We start from the raw sequence: 24,646 nt of genomic DNA, 5'->3' as shown, positions 1-24,646 counted from the left end.
TTTAGACCAAAAGCCTAAAAAGCCGTGGCATCTGATGAAATGTTATAATATATCATTTTCTGACGTGCAGAACGCGAAAAGTCAACCACCATCGACCGGAGTTCCCCCATGACGGGTTCAAATCAACTGATTGCCGACAAGCTTAAATTCAATGAAAGCGGCCTGATCCCGGCAATCGCGCAGCAGCATGACAGCGGCGAAGTCCTGATGATGGCGTGGATGAACCGCGATGCCGTAATTGAAACCCTTGATACGGGCCGGGTGTGCTATTTCTCCCGCTCGCGGGGCAAGCTGTGGCGCAAGGGTGAAAGCTCCGGCCAAGTACAGAAACTGGTCGATTTTCGCTATGACTGCGATATGGACACGGTTCTGGTTATGGTTGATCAGCTTGGCGTTGCCTGCCACACCGGACGGCGCAACTGTTTCTATTTTGCCGCCCGTGACGGGGTCGAAACCGTCATTTCCGAACCGGAAGTCTCGGTCGAAGACCTGTATGGTAAAAAGTAAGACACATATATCATGGCCATCTCTGACGAACAATTTGATCGCGTTGCCACAACCGTCATTACCGGCTTTCTCGGCAGTGGCAAGACAACCCTTTTAAATGCCCTTCTGACACAGGATGGCATGGAAACAACCGCCGTTCTGATCAATGAATTTGGCGATATCGGGCTGGATCATTTGCTGGTGCGTGAAATCTCCGAAGACATCGTCTTGCTGAATTCCGGCTGTATTTGCTGTTCGGTGCGCGGTGATCTGATTTCGGGGTTACGTGATTTGTTTGTCAAACGCACGCGCGGCGAAATCCCGAAATTTAACCGCGTGATCATTGAAACCACCGGTCTGGCCGACCCGGCCCCGATCCTTCATACCCTGATGACCGATCCGCTTTTAACCACCAAGTTTCGCCTTGATAGCGTGGTGACCACGGTTGATGCCATTCACGGCGAAGGGCAACTTGATGCCCATCCCGAAAGCATCAAACAGGCAGCAGTCGCCGACCGCATCTTGATGACCAAGGCCGATCTGGTTAATGACGCCACCCGGATCCAACTTGAAACCCGTCTACGCGCGCTTAATCCCGCCGCCCCGATATATGCCGTGATCAATGGTGATATTGCGGTTTCAAAACTGTTTAATGCCGGGCTGTATGATCCGACGACCAAAAGCATGGATGTCCAGAAATGGCTGCATGACGAAGCCTATGAGCAGCATGGCGACGACACGCATGGCCATGACCATGACCATCATCATGACCATGATCACGGCGAACATCACCATCATGCCCACAGCGATGCGCATGGTCACAGCCACGACGTAAACCGCCACGACGATCACATTCGATCCTTTTGCATTACCTTTGATGAACCGATCCATTGGGATGCGTTCGTCACCTGGGCCGAGATTTTTACCCAGATGCGCGGCGAAAGCCTTTTGCGCGTCAAAGGCATCCTGAACCTTGTCGGCGAAGAAAACCCGGTTGCCATTCATGCGGTTCAACATGTGTTTCATCCGCCCGCGTCCCTTCCGGCATGGCCAAGCAATGACCATCGATCAAAAATCGTCTTCATCACCAAGGATCTGGGCCCGCAGGTCATTCGGGAATCGCTCTATCATTTGAACGCGGCGGTCAGTGAAACCAGTGAAAACGGCGCAGTTTCCTAAAAACTTGGGCGGGTTTGAGCCACATCAAGGATGTCAGCCATAAATTCAGGCAATCTCGTTCTTGGCTTGATAAGCCTCACTCTAAGACTTTGGGCGGCCCTGCGACATGGTCGCCCTTTTTCTTTGCGAAAAGATCATTCAACACAAGCACCTTAGCCCCACGTCCTTCTCCCATTGAACAGCGCGATTATCCAATCGTACAGGTTGCGATGGGCTGGATGTGGCCTAAATTTGGCGCATATCGGGTGAACTGACACCTTATCGTCATTTGCACATCACGGTGACAGCATCCAAAATCACAACAATCAAACTTTAAACAGGGGGTAAAAATCATGATTTACCGGAACTGGCAGGGTAGCAAAATTCCGGCCCTCGGCTTTGGGACCTACGAGCTTAATAATGACGATGCGGCCACCATGGTCAAGGAGGCCGCCAAAATCGGCTATCGCCATTTTGATACCGCTCAGATGTATCACAACGAAGAAGGTGTTGGTCGCGGCCTTAAGGCATCCGGTCTTGCACGCGACGATTACTTTCTAACCACCAAGGTCTGGTTCGACAAATTCCAAAGCGGGGATTTGCAGACCTCGGTCGTCGAAAGCCTTCGTAAGCTTGACCTTGACCATGTTGATCTGTTGCTTCTGCACTGGCCGACAGATGAAATTCCGCTTGATGAAACCATCGCCGCATTGAACGAGGTCAAAAACCTTGGCATGACGCACATGATCGGGATTTCAAACTTCCCGACTGCCCTGATCGACAAGGCAATCAATCTGACGGATAGCCCGCTGACGGTTAATCAGGTCGAATATCACCCCTATATCAGTCAGGCGAAGGTTCTTGAAAATGTCCGATCGCACAACATGCTTCTGACCGCCTATTGCCCGATTGCCCGCGGAACGGTTCTTAATGACCCGACCTTACAGGAAATCGGTGCCAAATACGGCAAATCGGGTGTGCAGGTCACCTTGCGTTGGTTGATGCAACAAGACGGTGTCATGGCAATTCCCAAATCCGGATCACCAAAAAATGCTGCCGCCAATTTCGACATCTTTGATTTTGAATTGTCCGATGATGACATGGCCAAAATCTTTACGCTGGCCAATCCGGATGGCCGCCTGATTGATCCGTCATTCGCCCCGAAATGGGATGATGCGGCCTAAGTTGGTGGCTTAATTTCAAGACCTTAATACCGCCAACCCATCCCGTGATTGGCATATAAAATTACCAGGACCGGCCTCATTGAGGTCGGTCTTTTGCGTTTCGCCCCATCGCCACACCAAAAACAGGCGTTTAATGACCAACCAATGCCACCAACTTGTTTCGCACCTGCGAAAAGCGTAATCTGACGGCATTCATCAGACAAAAGACTGTCGCGACTAAATGACCCAACCCAACACCAATGCTGCACCCACCAGCCCGGATACGAATGCAGACACGGCCAAAACCACATCGAAAAAAGACGATATTTCGCATCGTTTGTATGAGGATGTCCTGGCCCTTGTGCTCGGAACCATGGTGGTATCGCTTGGTGTGACGCTCTATAGCGAAAGCGTTCTGGTCACCGGCAGCACAGCCGGTGCGGCCCTTCTGATCGAACATGCCACCGGCTTGTCATTTGGCATGATCTTCTTTGTGATCAACCTGCCGTTCTACTGGTTGGCGTTCAAGCGCATGGGAACGGCCTTCACCGTCAAAACCTTTATCGCGGTTGGTCTGGTTTCGGGATTCTCGAAACTGACCCCGATGATGGTTGATTTTCACATGCTCAACCCGGTCTATGCCGCGATTGCCGGCGGTGCCTTGATGGGCATTGGGCTTCTTATGCTGTTTCGCCACCGCGCAGGCCTTGGCGGGGTCAACATCCTCGCCCTCTATCTGCAGGAAAACTTCGGCATCCGCGCAGGCTATGTTCAGCTTGGCGTCGATATGGTCATCCTGCTCATCGCCTTCCTGACCCTGCCGTTCGATAAAGTCCTGCTGTCGATCTTGGGCGCTGTCGTGCTCAACCTGATTATCGCGCTCAATCACCGTCCGGGGCGGTATTTGGCGGCGCGGTAGGTATTGCGCATTTGATACGCCGATAGCCTATCGACAGGTACCACCAACAAAAACGGCACGTTTCAGACTGAAACGTGCCGCTGATAATTGTTCGTGCAGCCAATCACTTGTCTTTGGCTGCAACCAGCATTTTCCAGACCAATGCACCAAGTGCCGCACCCACCAGCGGCGCAACCCAGAACAGCCAAAGCTGCCCCATTGCCGCGGTGTCCGCAAACAATGCAACCCCCGTGGAGCGGGCCGGATTGACCGATGTATTGGTCACCGGGATCGATACCAGATGGATCAGGGTCAAGGTCAGGCCGATGGCAACCGGGGCACATTGGGCGGGCGCGCCGGGGGATGTCACCGCCAGAATGATAAAGATAAAGAAGCCGGTGAACACGATTTCCGCGACCAGTGCCGACACCATGCTATAGCCGCCCGGAGACAAGTCCCCGAACCCGTTTGATGCAAAGCCACCGGCAACAAAACCGGATGTGCCTGAGGCAATGACATAAAGGACGGCGGCCGCCACAATCGCGCCAATCACCTGTGAAATCCAGTATGGCACAACATTGCGGTATTCAAATCGCCCACCAACGGCAAGCCCCAGCGTCACCGCCGGATTGAAATGTCCACCCGAAATGCCGCCAACGGCATAGGCCATGGTCAAAACCGTCAGACCGAATGCAAGCGAAACACCCAAAAGCCCGATCCCGACATCTGGAAATCCAGCGGCAAGAACAGCACTGCCGCACCCACCCAGAACCAACCAGAATGTCCCTAAAAATTCCGCCAAAAGTTTGCTTTTCATGATTCCCTCGTGAAACTGTCAATCATTGGGAAATCACCCTCGCCCCGGCAAAAACGAGCTTACGAAAACAACAGAATAGAATGCACCCCGGACCGAAAGGCTTTTGTCCCCGTAAGAAGGCGGATCAACCCGGAATATTCATTCCGCATATGCAGATGTTCACCCGACACACCAACCAATAGATCTGCAATTCTTTATTCTTTGATTTTCCACTTCGCGGAAAAGATGCTGCATACACAACGAACTATACGCAATAGTTGCAAATGTGTCTTTGATTTTAGCCGCGTGCGTATATCTGGATGCCAAAACCGGCAAAAACAAAAGGGTTCCCGAAAAACCGGCATTTTGGGAAAGGATGGAAAAGATGGCGATCCCTGCAGGACTCGAACCTGCAACCTACAGATTAGAAGTCTGTTGCTCTATCCAGTTGAGCTAAGGGACCGCTGGGTGGGGTGGTTTGCTGTACCCCGGGGCATGGCATTGGACGCCTGCCCGATATGATTTAGGGTTTTACGTCCCCTGTCAGACGAAACGGGGCGGAAATCCGCCCCGGTGGTAGGTCAAAGCCATGAGGCCATCAACAGATCAGACGACGCGTTTAAACGCGAAGTTATCAGCATATGCCTTGATCTGGATTTTACGTGGCTTGGGCATTTCGATATCCGCAATCAGCTTATGCTTCGCAGCAAAGGCCTGTGCTTCTTCGAGGGTTTCGAAATACATGCGCACCTGACCACGGGTATCGGTAGACCCGATCCATCCCATCAGCTGATCTGCGACTTTTTTCGCACCCGGTTCAAATTCCATAACCCAGTGCTTGGTCGCAGCCTGACCGGACTGCATGGCGTTCTTGGCAGGTTTATAAACACGGACCTTCATCGGGACCCTCGTCTTGACCGTCGGGATAAGATGGTGATGGCAGTAGTACGGGTTTCTTTAACCCCTGCAATCAAATCATCTTTTACACCTTTTGTCGTGAATTGGAAATCCCGTTGGATAACCGGTCGAACAACAAAAGGGGAAGATGGTCGGGAAGGCGAGATTCGAACTCGCGACCCCCTGCTCCCAAAGCAGGTACGCTACCAGGCTGCGCTACTCCCCGAACGAGGGAGGGTTTAGCACCACACTCCCGACTGGGCAAGCCTGTATTGTGCCTTTTTGCAGAAAAAATTGCAGAAAAACCAAAGGCCGCAGATATCCTCTGCGGCCTTGCTATTCCTGATTGATCTTTTGCGCCCCAAAGGCGGCCTGATATCGCGCCTAACGCGGCAGGCCTTCTACCTTTTCGCCGACTTCAAAGCCCATTTTGTCTGACGCTCCACCATTTAGCTCCAAAACAAAGCGAACAGGCTTGGGCGATGCGATGATGGCTTCTGATTGCGGGACGGTGCGTTTTTCAATGCCAATAATCATGCCGTTGGAATCGATGAACAGCATATCAAGCGAGATAAAGGTGTTCTTCATCCACATCGAAATATCGCGTGGCCCGCCGAAATCAAACAGCATGCCCGCATCCTTGGCCATTTCAGTGCGGAACATCAATCCGCGCGACCGTTCTTCGGGTGAGATGGCCAGTTCGACATTATATACTTCGCCATCGACCAGAATGCGCGATCGTTCAAACCCGGTTGCCTTCGCGTTCAGCCCCGCAACAACTGCTGCGCTGATAAAACAAACAACCAAAGCCATCTGAAAGAACGACTTCATACCCCATACCCCTTTAGTCTTCTGACGCGTTCCCGAACCTCGTTCCGGATTGCGCCACCGCGCCATGGATCCGCCAATGTCGTAAACAACGTGTCTGCGGGTTTTCTTCCACGGCTATGCGTCCATTTTATGACACGCAGGATATTTTCCGCTGTGATAGGTAACACAGGCGGTATTTCGATCCCGTTAATGGTCGCCCACACCCCGGACCAACAGCGTGCCACCCCAAATGGACTATATCCTCCGCCACCCAAAACCAGACATCTTGGTGCCAACCGGCTCATCGTCCCCACGACTTCCCAGATTGATTGGTTGCCCAAAAGCTGTTTTGACAGTGGATCTTCCAAAAGTGTATCACAACCACATTGTAAAACAATAGCTTGCGGCACAAAAGTTAATGCAAGATTAATCAAATATTCATTCAGGACATAGCGCATTTCATCATCATGCATCCCGGCAGGCATCGGAAGGTTCCGCGCCATACCGCCCGCAATGTCATCGATTGCGCCGGTTTTCGGCCACAGGTCTTCCTGATGCATGGAAAACGTCAAAACCCGGTCATCATCGGCAAAGGCAATCTGCACCCCGTCGCCATGATGGGCGTCGATATCGACATAAAGTACGCGATCCAGCCCCGAATCGAGTAACGCATAGATCCCCAGAACCGGGTCATTAAAGTAACAAAACCCGGATGCCCGGTCGCGCAATCCATGATGCGTCCCCCCGGCAGGATGATGAATAATCCCGCCATCGGCGATCAGCTCTGCTGCCTTGATGGACGATCCGGCAGCCGTCGCCGGACGCCGGAAAATTTCCGGGTAAATCGGATTGCCGTTTTTGCCCAACCCGAATTTGACCATCATCTCTTCGGGTAAAATCTGATCGCGTTCGGCCTGTATGACGGCATTGATATAATCAGGATCATGGAACCGGGCCAATTGATCGGGCGTTGCCACCGGCCCGGTCAGATAGGTGTCGTCATCCACCCAGCCCATCGCATGGACCATATCAACCACCAGCGACACACGCGGGATCGCCAATGGATGTTTCGGGCCATAACTGGACCCACGATAAATCTCGGCCGCGATCATGCGCGGTGTGTGGTTGGGCACTCGATGGTCAGACAAGGTCACGATGTAAGGCCAACTGAAACGGAGAAACTGGGACAATAATGGTGCATGAAGATGGTGTTACAAGACCATTCTCAGGATTGACCGTTTGTCAGACTTCACGCAAGCTCTGATTGCGATCCATTACGACATATGGCGGAACTGTCAAACGTCAAGCGTCACGCCAATCTGAAAGGCCCAAACGTGAATGCGCCCCGTCACCCCCCTTTTACGTAGCCCCTTGCTCTTGGTCTTTCTTTTTACGTCACTGGTCTGTGCTTTGCTGATTGGTTTCACCCTGATCGGCCTGTCGGATTTTGATCTTTCAGACCGGGACATAACGGAACTGTCCTTCACCCATCATGAAAATATGCTTTCGGGAATCCTCGTACTGCCCGACACAAACCATGACGGCCCCATCGCCCTGTTGGTGCATGGCGACGGACCACAAGACCGGTTTTCCAAAGAGGTTTATTTGCCGCTGATCAACGCGCTTCTCGATCAGGGAATTGGCATTTACAGTTGGGACAAGGCCGGTATTGGCCAAAGTGCCGGCAACTGGCTTGATCAATCAATGGATGACCGGGCGCACGAAGCCGTTGCGGCCTATGACATGATCGTCGCCACGCGCCAGGTGCCCGCCGACAAGGTCGGGTTTATCGGCTTTTCACAGGCAGGCTGGGTCATTCCCAAGGCCGGAAAACTAATCCCCGAGCTTGCGTTTAATGTTGTGATTGGGGGCGCTGTTAACTGGCAGGACCAAGGAGCATACTATATGCGCCAACGTCTTTTGACCGCCGGTACAGCCCATCACGATATCGACACACAGATCGCGGAAAGCCGCAAACGCGACGCGGTGATCTTCGCACCGGATGCCGATTATGAAACCTACCTTGCCATCACGACGTCCCCTGATCCGATGACAATGGATCGCTATAGTTTTGTAAAGCGCAACATCTCAGCCGACGCCAAGAACGATCTGATGCACCTAAAGACGCCCTTTCTTGCCTTGTTCGGTGTCGATGATCTAAATGTCGATGCCCTAACAGATTCCAGGATTTATCAAAACATCCTGATCGGTCGCCATCCCCAAAATGCCGTCACCCTGATCCCCGATGCCACCCACGGCTTACTTAGAAGTAATCTGTTTAACTATCAACTGGCCTCGGAAATGCCCAAAGAACGCCAGTTTCTTTTCGCGGCAATGGGCCGATATGCCTATGTGCCCGATGTGATTGATCATATGGCAAACTGGATACATCAGACCGTTACCGTGCAATAAACCTCACAGACCGACGTGCTCACAAACCAGCCACAAGATCCGTCATGCTGTCGGCGCAGTAAGATCAAGATGCATGGTTGTTGACGCGCGAAAGCCAAACAGATGGCGAAACAGGCCAATATCCTGCGTTTCAATCGCCCGAAATCCGCACCGCTCATAAAGGGCTCTGGCACGGGGATTAATATCAATCACATCAAGGCGCACCCGCAAAAGGTCCCGCGCGCGGGCCTCATCGGCAACCGCAGTTAAAAGCGCGGTGCCTACGCCCTGCCCGCGGGCAACCGGGTCTACAAAGATGCCATCCATCAAAAGCGTTCCCGGTTCAAGATCACGTTCGAGCAATTCCAGCATAATCCCGCGCAACAATCCGCCCCACGCCCCGTAAACCGAACAGATGTCGGACAATCCCCCGCCCACAAAGGCACCGTCTTTGGTTTTGAACCCCGCAAGGCCAAGTAGGCGCCCATCGTCAGACACGGCACTGATGGCATGTCCAGAATCCATAACGCGGTTTAAAAAAGCCAATGCCTTTGCTTCCGGCTTCATGATCCGTGAAAGTTTTTCCCGAAACGCTTCCCAAAACAGGGCTGCTGCCGCCCGCCGGTGGTTTTCGGCTACACCGGGTTGAATGGTATATCCCTGATTATCGGTCATGGACTGGTTTCGATATCCTCTGATGTGCCCCAAAATGAGAAATACAATCATGTCGCCTGCCACCGCAAGATCACGCGGTGAAAGTCATCACACCTTAACAGTCGGACCGTCACAATCCTTGACGTGCCGGATGTAACTGCGCATAGTCCCGACATCTCCGGGGGGGCCGATCGTAAATCGGCTGAGAGGTTTGGTGTTGCCAAACGACCCTTTGAACCTGAACCGGTTAAGACCGGCGTAGGAAGGATCGTATGACTGACACCAAACAACCGACCCGTTCGGCTTCCAATCCCACCCAGTTCGATATTCACCTGCGCGGTGCCCGTGTGGCATTTGGCGGCGCTGATATTTTCCATGACCTTGACCTGACCTTACAGGCCGGTAGCTTTACCTGTTTGCTTGGCCCCAGTGGCGTTGGCAAAAGCACGCTTTTGCGATATCTCGCAGGGCTGGAGCAAGGCGATGTTAGCGGTAACATCACCTGTTCAGATGGCTTTCCCTTGGCCGGTCGGGTTGCCTATATGGCCCAGCAGGACTTATTGCTGCCATGGCGCAGCGTGCGTGAAAATGTCGAACTTGGCGCGGTTCTGCGCGGTGAACGCCCGGATCATGATCGATCTGAACGCCTCATTGCCGATGTCGGCTTAACCGATGCGGCACATCTGCGCCCGGCCAAACTTTCAGGCGGCATGAAACAACGCGCAGCCCTTGCCAGAACCCTGATGGAAGATCGGCCGATTGTCCTGATGGATGAACCGTTTTCGGCCCTTGATCCGATCAATCGTCTGCGATTACAGGAACTTGCTGCCAAGGTCTTGCGCGGTAAAACCGTATTGCTGGTCACCCATGACCCGTTAGAAGCCCTGCGCCTTGGCGATCATGTCCATGTATTATCGGGCACCCCGGCAAGTTTGCGAAATGCGGTTACGCCAACGGGTCAAAGCCCGCGCAACATCGCCGACCCCGCGATATTGGCACAGCAAGCAGAATTGCTACGTCAACTGGGTGCGGATATGGCGGAGGCTGCGATATGAGCCCGCTTTTAAATCCTCATACAAAATCAAAACCGCTTTCCGAACGGCGCTGGCTTAAGCTTGCCCGCCCGTTCATTATTATCGCGGCGCTGATTGCAACCTGGCAATTGATCGTCACCCTGACGGGGGCGCCGAAATACATGCTGCCAACCCCGGCGGATGTTTGGGTCACCTTGATCAAACGCCATGCGGTTCTGCTTGATCATGCGCAATATACCATTGCCGAAACCGTGATTGGCCTGTTTGCCGGGGCGGCTCTTGGCACCTTGGCGGCCATTCCAATGGCGCTGTTTACACCCGTTCGGTTCTGGTTGATGCCGATCTTGCTGGTATCCCAAGCCATTCCGTTCTTTGCCCTGGCCCCGCTTTTAGTACTTTGGCTTGGGTTCGGGTTGGCTTCCAAAATCGCCATGGCTGCCTTGATCATATTCTTTCCCGTCACCGTCGCCTTTTTTGATGGGCTGGCCCGAACGGAACCGGGCTGGCTTGATCTCGCGCGGACCATGGGGGCAAGTCGCTGGCGGCTTTTGACCCATATTCGCCTTCCGGCAGCCTTACCTGCCTTTGCATCGGGTTTTCGCGTTGCCACCGCCGTTGCCCCGATTGGCGCGGTAATTGGCGAATGGGTTGGGTCAAGTCACGGGCTGGGATATCTGATGCTGCACGCCAATGCCCGGGTTCAGATTGATATGGTTTTTGCCTGTCTTCTGATCCTGTGTACGTTTTCGATCACGCAATATTTCATTGTGGATCGTGTGTTGCGGGCTGCCCTGCCCTGGCAACCCGACAGCTTGAAACCGGTTGGCTAAACACAATCGTTCTGCCGATTTGGCAGCGAAACAAATCCTCATACAAATACCAAAGTAACGCATTCATACGGAGTTTCATCGATGTTACCCCTGAAATCCATGATCAAAGCAGCAACCCTTGGTGCCGCAATGACGGCAAGTCTGATCGGCACAGCAACACCGGCCTTTGCCGCGGACAAGCTGGTCATTCTTCTGGACTGGTTTGTGAACCCTGATCATGCGCCGCTGATTGTTGCCAAGGAAAAGGGTTTCTTTGCCAAGCATGATCTGGATGTTGAATTGATCGAACCATCTGATCCGTCTGCCCCACCGCGCCTTGTTGCCGCCGGTCAGGGCGATGTTGCAGTCAATTACCAGCCACAGCTGCATGTTCAGGCCGCCCAAGGATTGCCGCTGACCCGGATCGGGACATTGGTGGCGACCCCGCTTAACAGCCTGATTGTCCTTCAAGACGGCCCGATTAAGGAAATCGCCGATCTTAAGGGCAAGAAAATCGGCTATTCGCTGGCCGGCTTTGAAGATGCACTTCTGGGCACCATGCTGGCCAATCACGGGGTGTCGATTGACGAGGTCGAGCTCATCAATGTGAACTTCTCGCTTTCACCATCGCTTTATTCCGGTCAGGTCGATGCCATCATTGGCGGCTATCGCAATTTTGAACTGAACCAGATGGAAATCGAAGGCAAACCGGGCAAGGCATTCTTCGTCGAAGAAGAAGGTGTACCGCCGTATGACGAACTGATCCTGACGGTGCGCAACGACAACACAGATGATCCGCGTTTTGCCCGCATGATGGCAGCCCTTGAAGAAGGCGTTCAGTATCTGATCAACCATCCTGATGACAGCTGGAAATCCTTTATCGCGGCCTATCCCAACCTTGATGACGAACTAAACATCAAGGCATGGGCCGATACCCTGCCGCGCTTTGCGCTGCGCCCGGCAGCCCTTGATAAAAAACGTTATGCCCGTTTTGCCGATTACATGGTCAAACAAGGGTTGATCGAAGAAAGCCCGGCCCTGGAAACCTATGCCACGGTCATTGACTAACCCAAAGTTCCCCCCTGCTTTCGCACCTCCTGTCCCGGTGGATGCGAAAGTATTGGTCTGTATCCCCATGGATACAGACCGGCCCCGAAGGCCGGAACGTGTAATGCGTTCCGGCCTTTTTCATGCCCGATCGGGCGTTCTTCCTATCCCACCAGTTGCTTGCATCACCGCAGTGATCGTTTACCTTATGGTCACCAGACACTGTGCCAAACGTATTTGGTCATGTCATTTTCACGGTCAGGAAGCCACGTGCAGATCAAAACCAAGCCCGCCCATCACACCGAAACCGGTTTTGAAAACCGCCATCCTTTACCCGATCCGGTCAAACGGTCGCTCTGGCGTTTTTTGAAACGTCGCTATTTCGGCGATGACAACTGGCCCAAAGCCAAACATCAGCACGGCAAAACCCCGGTCGAGACCCCAGATTATGACGCCATCCAAAATCCTGATCCGACGCGTTTGCAGGTCACATGGATCGGCCATGCCACGGTTCTGGTGCAGTATGGCGGATTGAACATCCTGACCGATCCGGTTTTTTCCAAGCGCGTATCGCCGTTTAAACGCATCGGCCCAAAACGCTATAGCCAGCCTGGCTTGACCATGGATCAGTTGCCAAAGCTTGATCTGGTGTTGCTGTCACACAATCACTACGACCATTTCGATCTGGAAAGCTTGGCCACTCTTGGCAACGCACCGCGCTATGTCCTGCCACTTAAAAACGGCGTTTTGTTGGAAAAGGCCGGAATTACGCCGGATCGTTATGACGAAATGGATTGGGATGATCAGCTTTCCCATCCCGGCGTGACCATAACCCACGTACCATCCAACCATTGGTCAAGCCGCACGACCAAGGACCGCAAGGAAATGCTGTGGGGTGGTTATATCCTTGAATTTTCCGACGGTTATCGGTTCTATTTTGTTGGCGATACCGGCTGGAACGAGGCGCTTTTTAGCGAACTTGGCGCACAGCATGGCGGGATTGATTTCGGCCTGATCCCGATCGGGGCATATGATCCGCGCGATTTCATGCGCAATGCCCATTGCAACCCCGAAGAAGCCGTTCAGATCATGCAGGTAATGGGTGTTAAACAGGCCCTTGGCATTCATTGGGGCACGTTTGTTTTAACGGCTGAACCCGTCGATGAACCGCCAATCCGATTGGCATCAGCCTGTCAGGATAACGGGATCGGGTTGGAGGATTTCATCGCCCCACCAATTGGTGCGACCCGGTTCTTTGAGGGCAAAGCAAAACCCCAACAGACAACATCGCCAAACATCCAGCATACCCCGTCCCCGGCATAGCTGCCCCCATCAGATCGGTTTGGTCGTTTTTCAAACCGCGTGCTAAACATCCGTGATTGCGTCACAAAACCGTAACATCTTTCACGGATACCCCACGATGAGTTTGACCGTCTTTCTTGCCGTAATGGGTGCTGCCCTGATGCATGCCGTGTGGAATGCATTGGTCAAGGGTGGCCCGGACAAATTGATGAGCATGACGGCCATCGTGCTGGGCCATGTGCCAATTGTTCTGATCTTGCTTCCATTTGTCGATGTGCCTGCGCATGAAAGCTGGCCCTATCTGATCGGCTCCGTCGGACTTCATATCGGCTATCAGCTGTTTTTGATTCTGGCCTATCGGCTGGGTGATCTTAGTCAGGTCTATCCGATTGCCCGTGGATCATCGCCGTTGATTGTTGCGGCGGTTTCTGTGCTGGTTCTCGGTGTCACGCTGCAAGTCAGCGAATGGATGGCGATTTTCGTGATCGGTGTCGGTATCTTGAGCATGTGCATCACCCGTCAGGCCGATGGCATGCGCAATCGCAATGCGGCGATTGCCGCGATCATCACCGGTTGTTTTATCAGCAGCTATTCACTGGTGGATGGAACCGGTGCGCGACTGGCGGGAAGTGCGCTTGATTACTATGCCTATCAGACCATCGGCGATGTTGTGATCTTTGCCATCATTGCCAGTGTCATGCGCCCGCGCATCATGTTGGATATCGCCAAAAAGGGTAAAAAGGTCTTCTTTGTTGGCGGCACGGCATCCTTTGTTGCCTATGCCACCGTCATGTGGGCCTTTACCCAGGCCCCGATCCCACTTGTTGTTGCCTTACGTGAAACCGGCATTGTCTTTGCCCTGTTGATCGGGGTGTTTTTCATGGGAGAGAAGCTGAACCTTGTGAAGGTGTCCTCAACCATGATGACCTTGGGCGGGGCGATTATCCTGCGGATGAGCCGCAGCCTTTAGATAACGCCATCACCCTGCTTCCGTTCAGAAAATGACGGCATTTGGATTACTGGCAAGAAAAGACCGGCAGCACGAAAGCATGCTGCCGGCCAAGCCAACCGGACCCGTCAGGTTTGGAGCGAGAGTAAGTATCCAGCGTTGGCTTATCGGATTGTCATGGTCTAAAGCACATTGCCTTTAATGGCTGTGTTCACCACCGGCGACAAATGACAATGTCGCGAAATGCTGCACAAGGTCGGCATCCTTGTCATCGACAAGATCAACCGAATGCTTGGCAGCGATGACGTTAAGTCCGTTATTGCGAACGACAACTTCAACAATGCCCTTTTCATCGGTTGTTGCACCATTTTGTTCAGGCATATTGACGTAATCAGGAATAATCAAAATGCCCGGCAACGGGTCACCCTTATAGAGAACACGGAGTTTCAAACTGCTGCCTGCTTCAAGTGCCGTCGGATTTGACAGCGGAATAATCTGAAGATCCTGCGGTGCGATTGCTGGCATATCACCATGCAGGTGCAGGATTGAAATCGTATGTTTGATGTAACGGCCCGCAGTTTCGGCATTCGGGAATTCCGATTTTGGCCGGTTGTGCCATTTGCCATTGGCGTCCTTGGTGTAGAAGCCATTGTCAAAATCAATCAGCGCAATCGCTGCGTCATCGGTCTTATCAAGAACTGCATAATCATCATGTGCCGTGATCGAACCGGTAAGTTCATTGCCGTCTTGATCAATCAGTTTCACCGAACTGATCTTGGCCGGATCATAGGATCTGTCTTCTGCCCCATGACCATAGACAAGGCCATGCTCGCCCCAGCGTTCCGCAATCCAGATACCATGTGCCGAAGCAACCCCGGCCCCAGCAACAAGGATCAAACCGGTGATGGCAGCAGTTAGTCGTTTCATCTTTAACCTCAAATGTTATGTTATAACATAACATTATCTGACAGGCATTTCGCCAAACGTCAAGGCCGCATGTGCGAAACATGCGGCCCGGATAAAAATTCAGCAAATGAAGTTGATCGGTATGACCATCAAACCCGCGTGCGCGGCCGTCTTACAGACCCGTCTTCAAACCGCGATAGTTCCATGCCAGCAAGGCTGATCGATGGTTGTCCGGTTGTGATCCAGTCCGCCAGCACTTTCCCAACCACCGGCCCCATGGCAAAACCGTGCCCGGAAAAACCGGTTGCGACAAAGAAATGTTTGGGACTGTCGAACTGGTCAATCACCGGCACAGCATCGGGGGTGACATCAATATCGCCCGCCCATTTATCAACAACGTCGACTTTTTTGATCTGCGGGAAAACCTTTTGCAGATTGGCCATCGCATTGCTGACCCGCACTTCATAGGGTTCCGCCTGATTGGTCCGTCGTCCAATCATTGGCTGCTTTGCTGCGTCTGATCCCGGCAGGCGATCAACGATATCGTCAAGGAAGCGCTTGTTAAGGTGAAACTTGAACGTCGCCCAATTGTCAAACAGCCCCGGCGCAAATGCCTTGGCATATTTAAACCGCCCCAAAGTCAGATCAATATCGGTCATGAATTCATCGGCGATGTTCATTGATCCGTCGGTGCGCTGACGAAACGCAAGGCCCGAAGCCAATGTGCCCGCGGCGGAAATGTCGGGGACCGGCGTTGTTCGAATAACCGTGCCGCGTGTGGTCTGTTGTGGCAGGCGGCGGCCAAGTTGGGCGACGAATTTATGGGTGGCGGCACCCGCCGCACAAATCACGTATTTGCATTTAATCTCCCCGCGTTCAGATACGACCGAGCTGATTACGCCCCCTTGGGTTTCAATCGAAAGCGCACCACATCCTTCGGCAATGACAGCCCCCAATTCACGGGCGCGTTTGGCAATCGCCGGTGCGGCCTTTTTCGGTTCGGCCTGACCATCTGATGGGGTGTAAATCCCGCCAACGCCCGGCTTGGTGATGCCCGGTGTAATTTTCGCGACCCCTTTTGGATCAAGAACCTGGGTTTCGATGCCAAATCCCTTGGTTTCTTCGATCCAGTGTTCGAACTCGGACATTTCCCCGTCATCACGGGCAACAAACAAAACCCCGCCCTGACGCCATTCCAGATCGGCATTCAGTTCCTTCTCCAGCCCCTGCCAGATGCGGTTACATTCCATCATCAAGGGCAGTTCGACCGGATCGCGGCCCTGTTGGCGCACAAACCCCCATGCCCGGCCCGACTGGTGTGAGGCAACGGTGTCCTTTTCCAGAAGAACGACCTTCATGCCCGCCTTGGTCAGGTAATAGGCACTTGAAGCGCCATGAATGCCGCCGCCAATAACAACAACGTCACATTCGCTTGGCAGGGTGATTTCAGGGTAATTCGTCATGTGGGGACTTTCAGAATCATGGATATGCGGTTTTCGATTTGGTGTGCGGCGCGAACCAAGTTATGTTGCGCGCCAACAAATCTCAACATAATCAGGTGCCACCATGTCTGATCAGACACAAAAACAGTCCCCGGCTACACTTACTGCGCAGGCTCTTGGTTGGGTCGATGACGCGACCCGATCCGTCACGCCGCCGCTTTACCCGTCGACCACGTTCGAACGCAACACGGATCTTAGCTACCATGATGGGCGTTGCTATACCCGTGCGGACAACCCGACCTATGATCAAACTTGCGAAGTTCTCAATGCGCTTGAAGGCGGGGTTGAAACCCGCCTGTTCGCATCAGGCATGGCAGCCGCCGTTGCCGTTTTGCATGCGCTGAATCCCGGCGATCATGTGGTCGCACCCAAGGTGATGTATTGGGCGCTGCGCAGCTTCATGCTTGATAGTGGTGTGCGGGCCGGTCTTTCATTTGATTTTGTCGATAATGGCGATATCGATCAATGGGATCAGCATATCAGACCGGGCAAAACCAAAATGGTCTGGCTTGAAACCCCGGCCAATCCAGATTGGCAGATCACTGATATTGCCGCAGTTGCCGAAATTGCCCACAAGGCTGGTGCACAGGTTGTCGTTGATAACACGGTCGCGACCCCGCTTTTGACCCGCCCGATTGATTTTGGTGCAGATATCGTCATGCATTCAGCCACCAAATACCTGAACGGCCACAGCGATGTATTGGCAGGATCCTTGACCACTGCGAAGGATAGCGAATTCTGGCAACGTGTTTGTAAACAGCACGCATCAGGCGGGGCTGTTTTGGGTGTATTTGAAACGTGGCTTTTGCTGCGCGGGATGCGCACACTTTCAGTTCGTGTTGAACGCGCCTGTTCAACGGCAATGACGATTGCCAAGCATTTTGAAAACCACCCTGAAATCGAACAGATCCAGTATCCCGGCCTTGAAAGCCATGTCGGTCACGACATTGCGAAAAAACAAATGCGTGGTGGATTTGGTGGCATGCTGTCGATCCGGGTTAAAGGCGGTGAAAAACGCGCGATTGATTTCCACAACAAGTGCAAGATTTTCAAACGCGCAACGTCGCTTGGCGGGGTTGAAAGCCTGATTGAACATCGATCCTCCGTCGAAGGTCCGACCAGCCCGGTACCGGCTGATTTGCTGCGCGTGTCGGTTGGCATCGAAGATGTAAATGATCTTGTTAACGACCTGGAAACAGCCCTGCGGTTAAGCAAGTAGCTTAGACCTATAAGCAGTCAGGAATTAAACAGTCGATGCCAAAGCAACCTAGCGCGTGGTTCTTCACACGATCTTTGCCCTGCAATGTCGGTGTTTGGGTTGTGGCATCGACTGTCCTTCTGGCAGGAATCCCGCATTTATCCCATGCGGATGAGGCCAAAAGCACAAACCGCGAAATATTGGATGCCAATGCCCTGCCCCCGGCACCGGGATTGATTTTTGATGTGCAGGCAGGAGAATACATCCTGTTTGACGAATTTGTCCGTCGCCTGATGGATCGGAAATACATTCTGATCGGCGAAAAGCATGACAACCCGATCCATCATCATCATCAAGCCCAGTTGATCGCGACCCTAAGTCAGGCAGATCAACGTCATCGGGCGGTGATCTGGGAGATGTTCACCCGTGATCAGCAAACATCCCTTGATCAGAACTGGCAGGAACTTCCGGCATCCGACCTTGGCCCGGCACTTGATTGGGATAATCGCGGATGGCCGTCATGGCATGACTACGCCCCGATTGCCCAAGCCGCCAAAGACAACAATCTGCCGATGATTGCCGGAAACTTGCCTGAGGACGTTCTGCGCCCGATGATTTCAGACGGCGTTTCCGCCCTGCCCGATGATCTTGCTCAACAACTGGCTTTGCCGGAAATCCCCAAGGACATTCTTGAACGTTTCAACGTCGAGATTGCCGAAGGCCATTGCAACATGCTGCCCGAAAGCATGCTGGGCGGGTTTTCAACCGTGCAATTTGCCCGTGATGCGTCGCTTGCCCGTGCCATGTTTGATGCAAACGAAGTTGAAAACACGCAGGGCGCGTTTCTGATTGCCGGGGCCATGCATGTCCGTAATTCAATTGCCGTCCCGTGGCATTTGCAACGGTTTGATGCGGACCTTGATGACCAAGATATCGCGGTCATCAGCCTGATCGAGGCCGACGACCCAAGCGATACACCATCCAGCATTTCAGATTATGCCATGCGGTTCGGTGCCATTGATGACATTGATTTTATGTGGTTTACCAACGATATCGTGCGCAGTGATCCCTGCACAGACATGACCATCGGGCAATAAACCCCGTTCTTGCACCGCGTTGGGGCACGTAAACCGGTTTTCGGTTTTTCGGGAAATTCCAGATCTTAAATGCAATATGCTTTAGTTGATCTTATTTGATCCGGCGTGGCAGCCAGTCGGTTGTTGCAACGGGCTTTCCGCTGTGCGAACGCATCACACGTGGGCGCACGACTTCTTTTGCTTCGGGTGTGCTTGCCGTTTTGCGGACCGAGGCATAAAAATCAACCAGTTCATCATAGGGAATAATCGTACCCAGCCCTTCTTTATAGGCCTTGGTGAATGGCGGGTGATTGCGCACCGTCATGCTGAGATGTTCGACAGTATGGTGACCAAACTGCGACCAGATGCTTTCAAGGAAGTGGGTTGTTTTCGGATCAATCGCCTTGAGACGCACATCAGGACGGCATTCTTCCATCACCGCATACAGATTGGGTTCAACCGGCCCGAATTCTTCGGCGACAAAGATCGCCGGCATCAACATATTGCCGTGGTAATTCGCCCCGTAATAGGCTTGGGCAAGATACAACAAACGATGCAGCTTCTGCGGTTGCAGATATTCGTTGTCGTTCAGGGCAAGATCGATAAATCTGAATGCGGCTTCGAATACCGTGTGAAGGACCGGCTTGTTCTTCATGCTGTGCCTGATGGTCTGACGTGACGATGATCAGCAATCATACGGCCTATGGCAGATACCAACAAGCATCACAGATGATTTTTCAGAAATTTCGGGATCAGACCATGGCGTCTAGCTGTGTGCCGCGTATGCCCATACCATGGGTCACAGCATTCACCACCGCATAGAACGACGCCCCGCTATTGACCGACAGATCAAACGGGATCGATGGATCAAGCATGCTGGCAAAATCTTCGCCACTTGTTGCCTCGACCGCCCCGTCGCGATCAGTTGACCGCCGCGCTGCAGACAGGTTTCGCTGTTCTGCACGTTGATCTTTCTGATCACCATGATTGCCTTGGCCGGGTTGTCGTTTGTTCTTGCCATCGATATAGGCGTTGAACAAAATCCCGTCTTCATCTGGATTATAGGTGTAATGCTGAGAAGATGCTTCGACCGGGCTGTTGCGATCAACCGTCGCCACACCGCGCGCACCAGCAGCCGCAAGTCGGCCATACTGGCTGACTTGGGAAACATTCTGTGCGGTCTGGATCGGTGCAATCATCTTTCTCTGCCTTGCCGCAGGGCGGCAAACGGTGAAACCTAATTCAACTCAGGGATTATACATCAAAATCGCACAAAACGGCAGTAAATTCGAAAAACACCAATTTTATGCTGTGATTAATCGCCTTCGAATTCAACCAGATGGAATTCATCAACACCACGATCGCGGATTTTTTTGGCACCACCAAGGTCGGGTAAATCAATGATAAAAGCGCAGCCGGCGACTTCTGCCCCGACTTTTTCAATCAACTCAATCGCGGCAAGTGCTGTTCCGCCGGTTGCAATCAGGTCATCCATGATCAAAACACGGCTTCCCGGTTTGACCGCATTCTTATGGATTTCAATGACGTCTGATCCGTATTCCAGATCGTACTCGACACCAATGGTTTCGCCGGGCAATTTGCCCTTTTTGCGGATGGTGACAAACCCGACACCAAGGGCAAGGGCGACTGCCGGACCAATGACAAAGCCACGGGCTTCGATCCCGGCAATCATATCGATCTTTTGGTCCTGAAATTCGGCAGCAAAGCTGTCGATCACGTCCCGCAGGCCTTCGGGGTCTTCGAACAGGGTCGTGATATCGCGAAACATGATTCCCTTTTTCGGGTAATCAGGAATGGTACGGATCAACGACTTAATCGACATGGGATACTCCGGCCAGATTTCAGGTGAACAACCGATGCAATCACAAGACAGCGCTTGGCACAGCCTGCTTACATTCGGCGACAATTGAATGCCTGAAACCGTTCAAGATGGCAAGGTACATCCGCGTCGGACGCCTTGCCAGATATCCCGATTTGGCCTAAGCCGCGTATAATGTGGTCCCGCGAACGATTGCCGTTCTGGCGGGTTTCGCAGCGACGACAAAATCATTTGCCAGCTTTTTGCTGATTTCCGCACGGCTCCCGCGCGAAAGACCTGATTGTGCGGCCTGTCGGTTTCCCCAGACAGCCCGGTACAGGCGATAGTCATGGTCATTGATCTGACCGAATACTTTTTCGACTTCCATCAGAGTCTGGACATAACTCTTTTCCATGTCAGCCATCCTGTTGCTCGTTTGGTTTTCGGGGGATAATCCACCGAAAAGCGATGCTCTGTTTTTCAGTGCATCTGTTACAGCAGCCATATAGTCCGATGTTCATGGCCACTCAACCGCAGTACGGTGACAAGATCAGGAAGATTTTGTGACAAGCTGCCTAATTTGTAAAACTCCCCCAAATTAGCTTTTCCTGACATTAGAACAAAACCGCCAAAATATCGCACAGCCCAATGCAAAACGGCCCGCCTTCCGTTCCGGATGACAGGCCGTTCATTTCATCAATCGGGCAGTTTTGCCAAATGCGCTAGTTCAGCTTTTTGGCCGCTTCGATTTTGGCCTGCTCATCAATCTGCTTTTGCAGGGCATCGCCATATTCGCCGTAGATGCGCCCTTCCAAGGACAGTTCGAGAAAGCGGATATAATCTTTCTGATCCGTGATCTTGGTGCGCGCGACTGTGATCACATCAAACGGGCTTGCGGCATCAAGATCATATTTGCGGATCAGCTCGAGCATTTCAGCGGTGATCTGATCAAGCTTTTTACGGGTATCGCTATAGGAAAGCGTCATCACCTTGTCCTGCATATTTGATGTAATTTCGGGCTAAGATTTCCGGGTGTTTATGCCTGTTTGACAGCCACCTGACAAGTACCGCCGGAACGCGACGCATCGCAGGAAATCAACCAAACGCCGATCGCGCATTCTCAAAGCCAAAATGACATCGCATGCATGAATGCTACTTTAGCTGTAAATTGAGCATCAAGTTAACCTCACGGCAATGTTTTACAGGCCTATTCTTACGTAAAAATGAAAGACTGCTTATGTATAAACTTGTCGTGAAGATAAATCTTCGACACGATGAGGCTTGCGACGACACTGGGGGATTTGGGATACAATGTCGTTTACGACGATTTTGGGCATTATGGTTGGCCTTGGATTGTTCATTGGCTCGATATTCATTTCGACCGATAACTATTTGGTATTTGTCAGCCTTTCTAGCGCATTGATGGTCATTGGCGGTACCTTGGCTGCGACTTTCATTGCCTATGAAGCACGCTATGTACTGCTTGCCTTGAAGCTTATTTTCAAGATTTTCCGCGCCCCTCAGATGGGCCGCGGACAACTGACCGGTGAAGTCGGCCGGGTTGTCAAATGGGGTTATCTTCTTCAGAAAAAAGGCATCAACGCCCTCGAACAAGAAGCCGAACGTGTTGGCAAGGACGAACCATTTCTTGGCTGGGCGATGGAAGTGATCATTACCGGATATGACGGCGAAGAAACTGCTGAAATGCTCCATAACGCTATCGATAACGCGTTCAACCGTAATCTCGTACCTGTTTCAATCCTTAAAAGCATGGCGGCTGCCGCACCGGCATTTGGCATGATCGGGACCTTGGTTGGCCTTGTGATCATGCTTGATAAAATGGCCGATGACCCAACATCATTGGGTGCGGGTCTGGCGATTGCGTTGATCACGACCCTGTATGGCATTGTCGCTGCGCGGTTCTTCTTTATGCCGGCTGCCAGCAAGATCCAGCAGCGTGAAGAAATCATGCGGTTTCGCAATTACCTGATCGCCGAAGGTCTGATCATGCTGGCCGACCGCAAGGGCCCGCGCGCCATTCAGGACAGGATGAATTCGTTCCTGGATCCGGCCATTCACTTCAATATCGATAAGTCTGCGAAATAAGGGATACCGTGTCATGGCACGCCGTAGCAAAGGCATGCAGCCCGTTAAGGAAGAAGAAGTCAATGAGGACTGGCTGGCAACCTATGCCGATGCCATCACCTTGCTGATGGCCTTTTTCGTCATGCTGGTCAGCTTTTCAAAGGTCGAACTCCCGGTCTTTGAAAAGGTACAGGCAGGCATTGCCGAACAGATCGGCAAACGTGAAATCATCCGCCCGACCCAAGTCCTTGAAACCGATCTGCGCGATACTGTTTTCAATATGGCGATGGACAGTGCGGTCAATGTTTCGACCGATGATGAAGGCATTCTGATGGAAATGGGCAGCGGGTCGTTCTTTCAGCCCGGATCGGCCAATCTGATCAAAGACGCCGTACCGTTCCTAAAAGACGTCGCGGATCTTTTAAAAGAACCGCGCTATCTGGGCTTTCAGATTGAAGTTACCGGCCACACCGATGACAGCCCGATCAGCTCGCCGCGTTTCCCGTCAAACTGGGAACTGGCATCCGGACGTGCGATTGCGGTCGTCCGGTTCTTTGGTGCCTTGGGCGTTGATCCTGCTCAGAAACGAATGCGCGCCATTTCGTATGGCGACACCAAACCGAAACTGCCAAACAACGATGATTTCGGCAATCCGATCCCGGAAAACCGCGAAGCAAACCGGCGGATAGAAATCCGGATATTCCCGAAATATTCCCGCGTCTTCTAATGCGGGCGGCGCGGCCACCCGTTGTCATCTCGCAAACGCATCAAGGGGCCATTCACTGGCCCCTTAATTCTATTCAATGCGTAAAACCATTTCATCGCGGGCGGCAAAGGCACCGGACCAGACTGACCTTGCCTTTTGTTCAATCACGGTCATCACAGCATCATTATGATCCGGGTCATGATGGAACAGAGCCAGTTGTTTGGCATTGGCGGCCCGGCACAAACGGATACCTTCCTGCCATGTTGAATGGCCCCAGCCGACTTTTTGCGGGAATTCTTCATCGGTGTAGGTGCTGTCATAAATCACCAGATCGGCATTCTGAATGAATTCCAGGATAATCTGATCAGGTTTGTCTGGTTCGTGTTCGGTATCGGTCACAAAACAAACCGCGTTGCCACCATATTCCACGCGAAAGGCAGTTGCCCCGTTCGGGTGGCGCAAAGGTGCGGTTTTAATCATGATACCTTCGCCTGGATACAGTTCATCCCCGACCTTGAAATCTTCAAATCTTAGGCGGGATTTCATTGCTGAAAGCGGCACAGGAAATGTCGGATCGGCCATCTGCGCCGAAAACACCCGTTCGACACCACCTTGTGCGGTTAAATGCCCCGCCATCACGCGAAAGGAAGCATCCGGGTTATAGGCGGGCACAAAGAACGGAAAGCCATTAATATGATCCCAATGGGTATGGGTCAGGAAGATGGTCGCCTCGGTCACCTTGCGGCGGATTAGATCCTTGCCAAGGTTACGGATCCCTGTACCCGCATCAAAGATCAGCACCTGATCGTTAATCCGCATTTCAAGGCAGCTTGTATTGCCGCCATACACCACATGATCGGGAGACGGGCACGCAATACTCCCGCGGACTCCCCAGAACTTAACCTCAATCGTCATTCAACAGACCTCGAGCATGCATTGACAGTTCGATATCGATCATTG

Annotated in this window: 27 protein-coding genes, 2 tRNA genes and 1 riboswitch; of the genes, 14 read left to right on the top strand and 15 right to left on the bottom strand. The window is 52.5% G+C overall.

All coding sequences use genetic code 11. The features are described 5' to 3' along the window. The first annotated feature begins 108 nt into the window (after nt 1-108). From hisI to RIC05_RS15910, 4 genes are all read left to right on the top strand, one after another. Nucleotides 109-507, top strand: coding sequence for a phosphoribosyl-AMP cyclohydrolase (gene hisI / locus RIC05_RS15925; RefSeq protein ID WP_350045640.1), 399 nt, complete (start codon nt 109-111; stop codon nt 505-507). A gap of 12 nt (nt 508-519) precedes the next feature. Continuing rightward, nucleotides 520-1,665: a CobW family GTP-binding protein gene (locus RIC05_RS15920; RefSeq protein WP_350045639.1), complete on the top strand. Its 1,146-nt coding sequence runs from the start codon at nt 520-522 to the stop codon at nt 1,663-1,665. Between the two features lie 332 nt (nt 1,666-1,997). Further along, the gene (locus tag RIC05_RS15915; protein ID WP_350045638.1) at nt 1,998-2,828 is read left to right on the top strand and encodes an aldo/keto reductase; all 831 of its coding nucleotides are present in this window, start codon (nt 1,998-2,000) and stop codon (nt 2,826-2,828) included. A 220-nt stretch (nt 2,829-3,048) separates the two neighbouring features. Continuing rightward, nucleotides 3,049-3,726: a YitT family protein gene (locus RIC05_RS15910; RefSeq protein ID WP_350045637.1), complete on the top strand. Its 678-nt coding sequence runs from the start codon at nt 3,049-3,051 to the stop codon at nt 3,724-3,726. Between the two features lie 103 nt (nt 3,727-3,829). Here RIC05_RS15910 and aqpZ read toward each other — a convergent pair whose 3' ends face one another. The 6 genes from aqpZ to RIC05_RS15880 all read right to left on the bottom strand — a co-directional run bounded on the left by aqpZ (nt 3,830) and on the right by RIC05_RS15880 (nt 7,341). Beyond that, entirely contained in the window at nt 3,830-4,522 is a 693-nt protein-coding gene (gene aqpZ, locus RIC05_RS15905) for an aquaporin Z (protein ID WP_350045636.1), read from the bottom strand. A 365-nt stretch (nt 4,523-4,887) separates the two neighbouring features. Beyond that, nucleotides 4,888-4,964: transfer RNA gene (locus RIC05_RS15900), tRNA-Arg, on the bottom strand. 143 nt (nt 4,965-5,107) lie between these two features. Next, complete coding sequence (locus RIC05_RS15895; RefSeq protein ID WP_350043686.1) at nt 5,108-5,401, bottom strand: ETC complex I subunit; 294 nt, start codon at nt 5,399-5,401, stop codon at nt 5,108-5,110. A gap of 146 nt (nt 5,402-5,547) precedes the next feature. Beyond that, nucleotides 5,548-5,624 (bottom strand) — tRNA-Pro (locus RIC05_RS15890). Between the two features lie 158 nt (nt 5,625-5,782). Further along, nucleotides 5,783-6,229, bottom strand: a complete 447-nt coding sequence (locus RIC05_RS15885; RefSeq protein ID WP_350045635.1) for a DUF192 domain-containing protein — start codon at nt 6,227-6,229, stop codon at nt 5,783-5,785. Then, entirely contained in the window at nt 6,226-7,341 is a 1,116-nt protein-coding gene (locus RIC05_RS15880) for an acetoin utilization protein AcuC (protein WP_350045634.1), read from the bottom strand. The genes RIC05_RS15885 and RIC05_RS15880 overlap by 4 nt, the downstream gene beginning before the upstream one ends. A gap of 244 nt (nt 7,342-7,585) precedes the next feature. Here RIC05_RS15880 and RIC05_RS15875 point away from each other — a divergent pair, with 244 nt between their 5' ends. After that, complete coding sequence (locus RIC05_RS15875) at nt 7,586-8,620, top strand: alpha/beta hydrolase family protein (protein ID WP_350045633.1); 1,035 nt, start codon at nt 7,586-7,588, stop codon at nt 8,618-8,620. 42 nt (nt 8,621-8,662) lie between these two features. Here RIC05_RS15875 and RIC05_RS15870 read toward each other — a convergent pair whose 3' ends face one another. Next, the gene (locus RIC05_RS15870) at nt 8,663-9,274 is read right to left on the bottom strand and encodes a GNAT family N-acetyltransferase (RefSeq protein ID WP_350045632.1); all 612 of its coding nucleotides are present in this window, start codon (nt 9,272-9,274) and stop codon (nt 8,663-8,665) included. Nucleotides 9,275-9,423: 149 nt separating this feature from the next. After that, a riboswitch (TPP riboswitch) is annotated at nt 9,424-9,535 on the top strand. Here RIC05_RS15870 and RIC05_RS15865 point away from each other — a divergent pair. The 5 genes from RIC05_RS15865 (at nt 9,526) to RIC05_RS15845 (ending at nt 14,415) form a co-directional block, all read left to right on the top strand. Continuing rightward, entirely contained in the window at nt 9,526-10,308 is a 783-nt protein-coding gene (locus RIC05_RS15865) for an ABC transporter ATP-binding protein (protein WP_350045631.1), read from the top strand. Its footprint overlaps the riboswitch before it by 10 nt. Further along, on the top strand, nt 10,305-11,117 hold the full coding sequence (locus RIC05_RS15860) for an ABC transporter permease (protein ID WP_350045630.1): 813 nt from the start codon (nt 10,305-10,307) through the stop codon (nt 11,115-11,117). The genes RIC05_RS15865 and RIC05_RS15860 overlap by 4 nt, the downstream gene beginning before the upstream one ends. An 81-nt stretch (nt 11,118-11,198) precedes the next feature. After that, nucleotides 11,199-12,164 carry an ABC transporter substrate-binding protein gene (locus RIC05_RS15855; protein ID WP_350045629.1) on the top strand — a complete coding sequence of 322 codons (966 nt, stop codon included), beginning with the start codon at nt 11,199-11,201 and terminating at the stop codon, nt 12,162-12,164. Nucleotides 12,165-12,413: 249 nt separating this feature from the next. Beyond that, entirely contained in the window at nt 12,414-13,466 is a 1,053-nt protein-coding gene (locus RIC05_RS15850) for an MBL fold metallo-hydrolase (protein ID WP_350045628.1), read from the top strand. Between the two features lie 97 nt (nt 13,467-13,563). Further along, nucleotides 13,564-14,415, top strand: coding sequence for an EamA family transporter (locus RIC05_RS15845; protein ID WP_350045627.1), 852 nt, complete (start codon nt 13,564-13,566; stop codon nt 14,413-14,415). A 177-nt stretch (nt 14,416-14,592) separates the two neighbouring features. Here the strand turns inward: RIC05_RS15845 and RIC05_RS15840 are convergent, their stop codons facing one another. Continuing rightward, on the bottom strand, nt 14,593-15,321 hold the full coding sequence (locus tag RIC05_RS15840; RefSeq protein WP_350045626.1) for a DUF4198 domain-containing protein: 729 nt from the start codon (nt 15,319-15,321) through the stop codon (nt 14,593-14,595). A 128-nt stretch (nt 15,322-15,449) separates the two neighbouring features. Beyond that, nucleotides 15,450-16,763 (bottom strand): NAD(P)/FAD-dependent oxidoreductase, encoded by a 1,314-nt coding sequence (locus tag RIC05_RS15835; protein ID WP_350045625.1) that lies wholly within the window; start codon nt 16,761-16,763, stop codon nt 15,450-15,452. Between the two features lie 103 nt (nt 16,764-16,866). Between RIC05_RS15835 and RIC05_RS15830 the strand changes: the two genes are divergently transcribed. Next, the gene (locus RIC05_RS15830; RefSeq protein ID WP_350045624.1) at nt 16,867-18,021 is read left to right on the top strand and encodes a trans-sulfuration enzyme family protein; all 1,155 of its coding nucleotides are present in this window, start codon (nt 16,867-16,869) and stop codon (nt 18,019-18,021) included. Nucleotides 18,022-18,056: 35 nt separating this feature from the next. Further along, complete coding sequence (locus RIC05_RS15825) at nt 18,057-19,097, top strand: ChaN family lipoprotein (RefSeq protein WP_350045623.1); 1,041 nt, start codon at nt 18,057-18,059, stop codon at nt 19,095-19,097. A gap of 91 nt (nt 19,098-19,188) precedes the next feature. Here RIC05_RS15825 and RIC05_RS15820 read toward each other — a convergent pair whose 3' ends face one another. The 5 genes from RIC05_RS15820 to RIC05_RS15800 all read right to left on the bottom strand — a co-directional run bounded on the left by RIC05_RS15820 (nt 19,189) and on the right by RIC05_RS15800 (nt 21,881). Beyond that, nucleotides 19,189-19,731 (bottom strand): Panacea domain-containing protein, encoded by a 543-nt coding sequence (locus tag RIC05_RS15820; RefSeq protein ID WP_350042291.1) that lies wholly within the window; start codon nt 19,729-19,731, stop codon nt 19,189-19,191. Nucleotides 19,732-19,828: 97 nt separating this feature from the next. After that, nucleotides 19,829-20,275: a hypothetical protein gene (locus RIC05_RS15815; RefSeq protein WP_350045622.1), complete on the bottom strand. Its 447-nt coding sequence runs from the start codon at nt 20,273-20,275 to the stop codon at nt 19,829-19,831. Between the two features lie 116 nt (nt 20,276-20,391). Then, nucleotides 20,392-20,919 (bottom strand): adenine phosphoribosyltransferase, encoded by a 528-nt coding sequence (locus RIC05_RS15810; RefSeq protein WP_350045621.1) that lies wholly within the window; start codon nt 20,917-20,919, stop codon nt 20,392-20,394. 157 nt (nt 20,920-21,076) lie between these two features. Beyond that, nucleotides 21,077-21,310, bottom strand: a complete 234-nt coding sequence (locus RIC05_RS15805; RefSeq protein WP_350042294.1) for a hypothetical protein — start codon at nt 21,308-21,310, stop codon at nt 21,077-21,079. 307 nt (nt 21,311-21,617) lie between these two features. Continuing rightward, complete coding sequence (locus tag RIC05_RS15800; protein ID WP_350045620.1) at nt 21,618-21,881, bottom strand: hypothetical protein; 264 nt, start codon at nt 21,879-21,881, stop codon at nt 21,618-21,620. A gap of 325 nt (nt 21,882-22,206) precedes the next feature. Between RIC05_RS15800 and RIC05_RS15795 the strand changes: the two genes are divergently transcribed. Together RIC05_RS15795 and RIC05_RS15790 are read left to right on the top strand one after the other, a co-directional pair. Next, nucleotides 22,207-23,001: a motility protein A gene (locus RIC05_RS15795; protein ID WP_350042296.1), complete on the top strand. Its 795-nt coding sequence runs from the start codon at nt 22,207-22,209 to the stop codon at nt 22,999-23,001. A gap of 13 nt (nt 23,002-23,014) precedes the next feature. After that, the gene (locus RIC05_RS15790) at nt 23,015-23,707 is read left to right on the top strand and encodes an OmpA/MotB family protein (RefSeq protein ID WP_350042297.1); all 693 of its coding nucleotides are present in this window, start codon (nt 23,015-23,017) and stop codon (nt 23,705-23,707) included. Between the two features lie 69 nt (nt 23,708-23,776). On the opposite strand, the gene RIC05_RS15785 is transcribed toward RIC05_RS15790, so the two are convergent. Further along, nucleotides 23,777-24,601 carry an MBL fold metallo-hydrolase gene (locus RIC05_RS15785; RefSeq protein WP_350045619.1) on the bottom strand — a complete coding sequence of 275 codons (825 nt, stop codon included), beginning with the start codon at nt 24,599-24,601 and terminating at the stop codon, nt 23,777-23,779. Between the last annotated feature and the right edge of the window lie 45 nt (nt 24,602-24,646).

This window comes from Thalassospira sp. (genome assembly GCF_040218635.1).
Taxonomy (GTDB): Bacteria; Pseudomonadota; Alphaproteobacteria; order Rhodospirillales; family Thalassospiraceae; genus Thalassospira.
The sequence above is the reverse complement of the archived record's forward strand: the minus strand, read 5'-3'. Positions and strand labels throughout refer to the sequence as shown.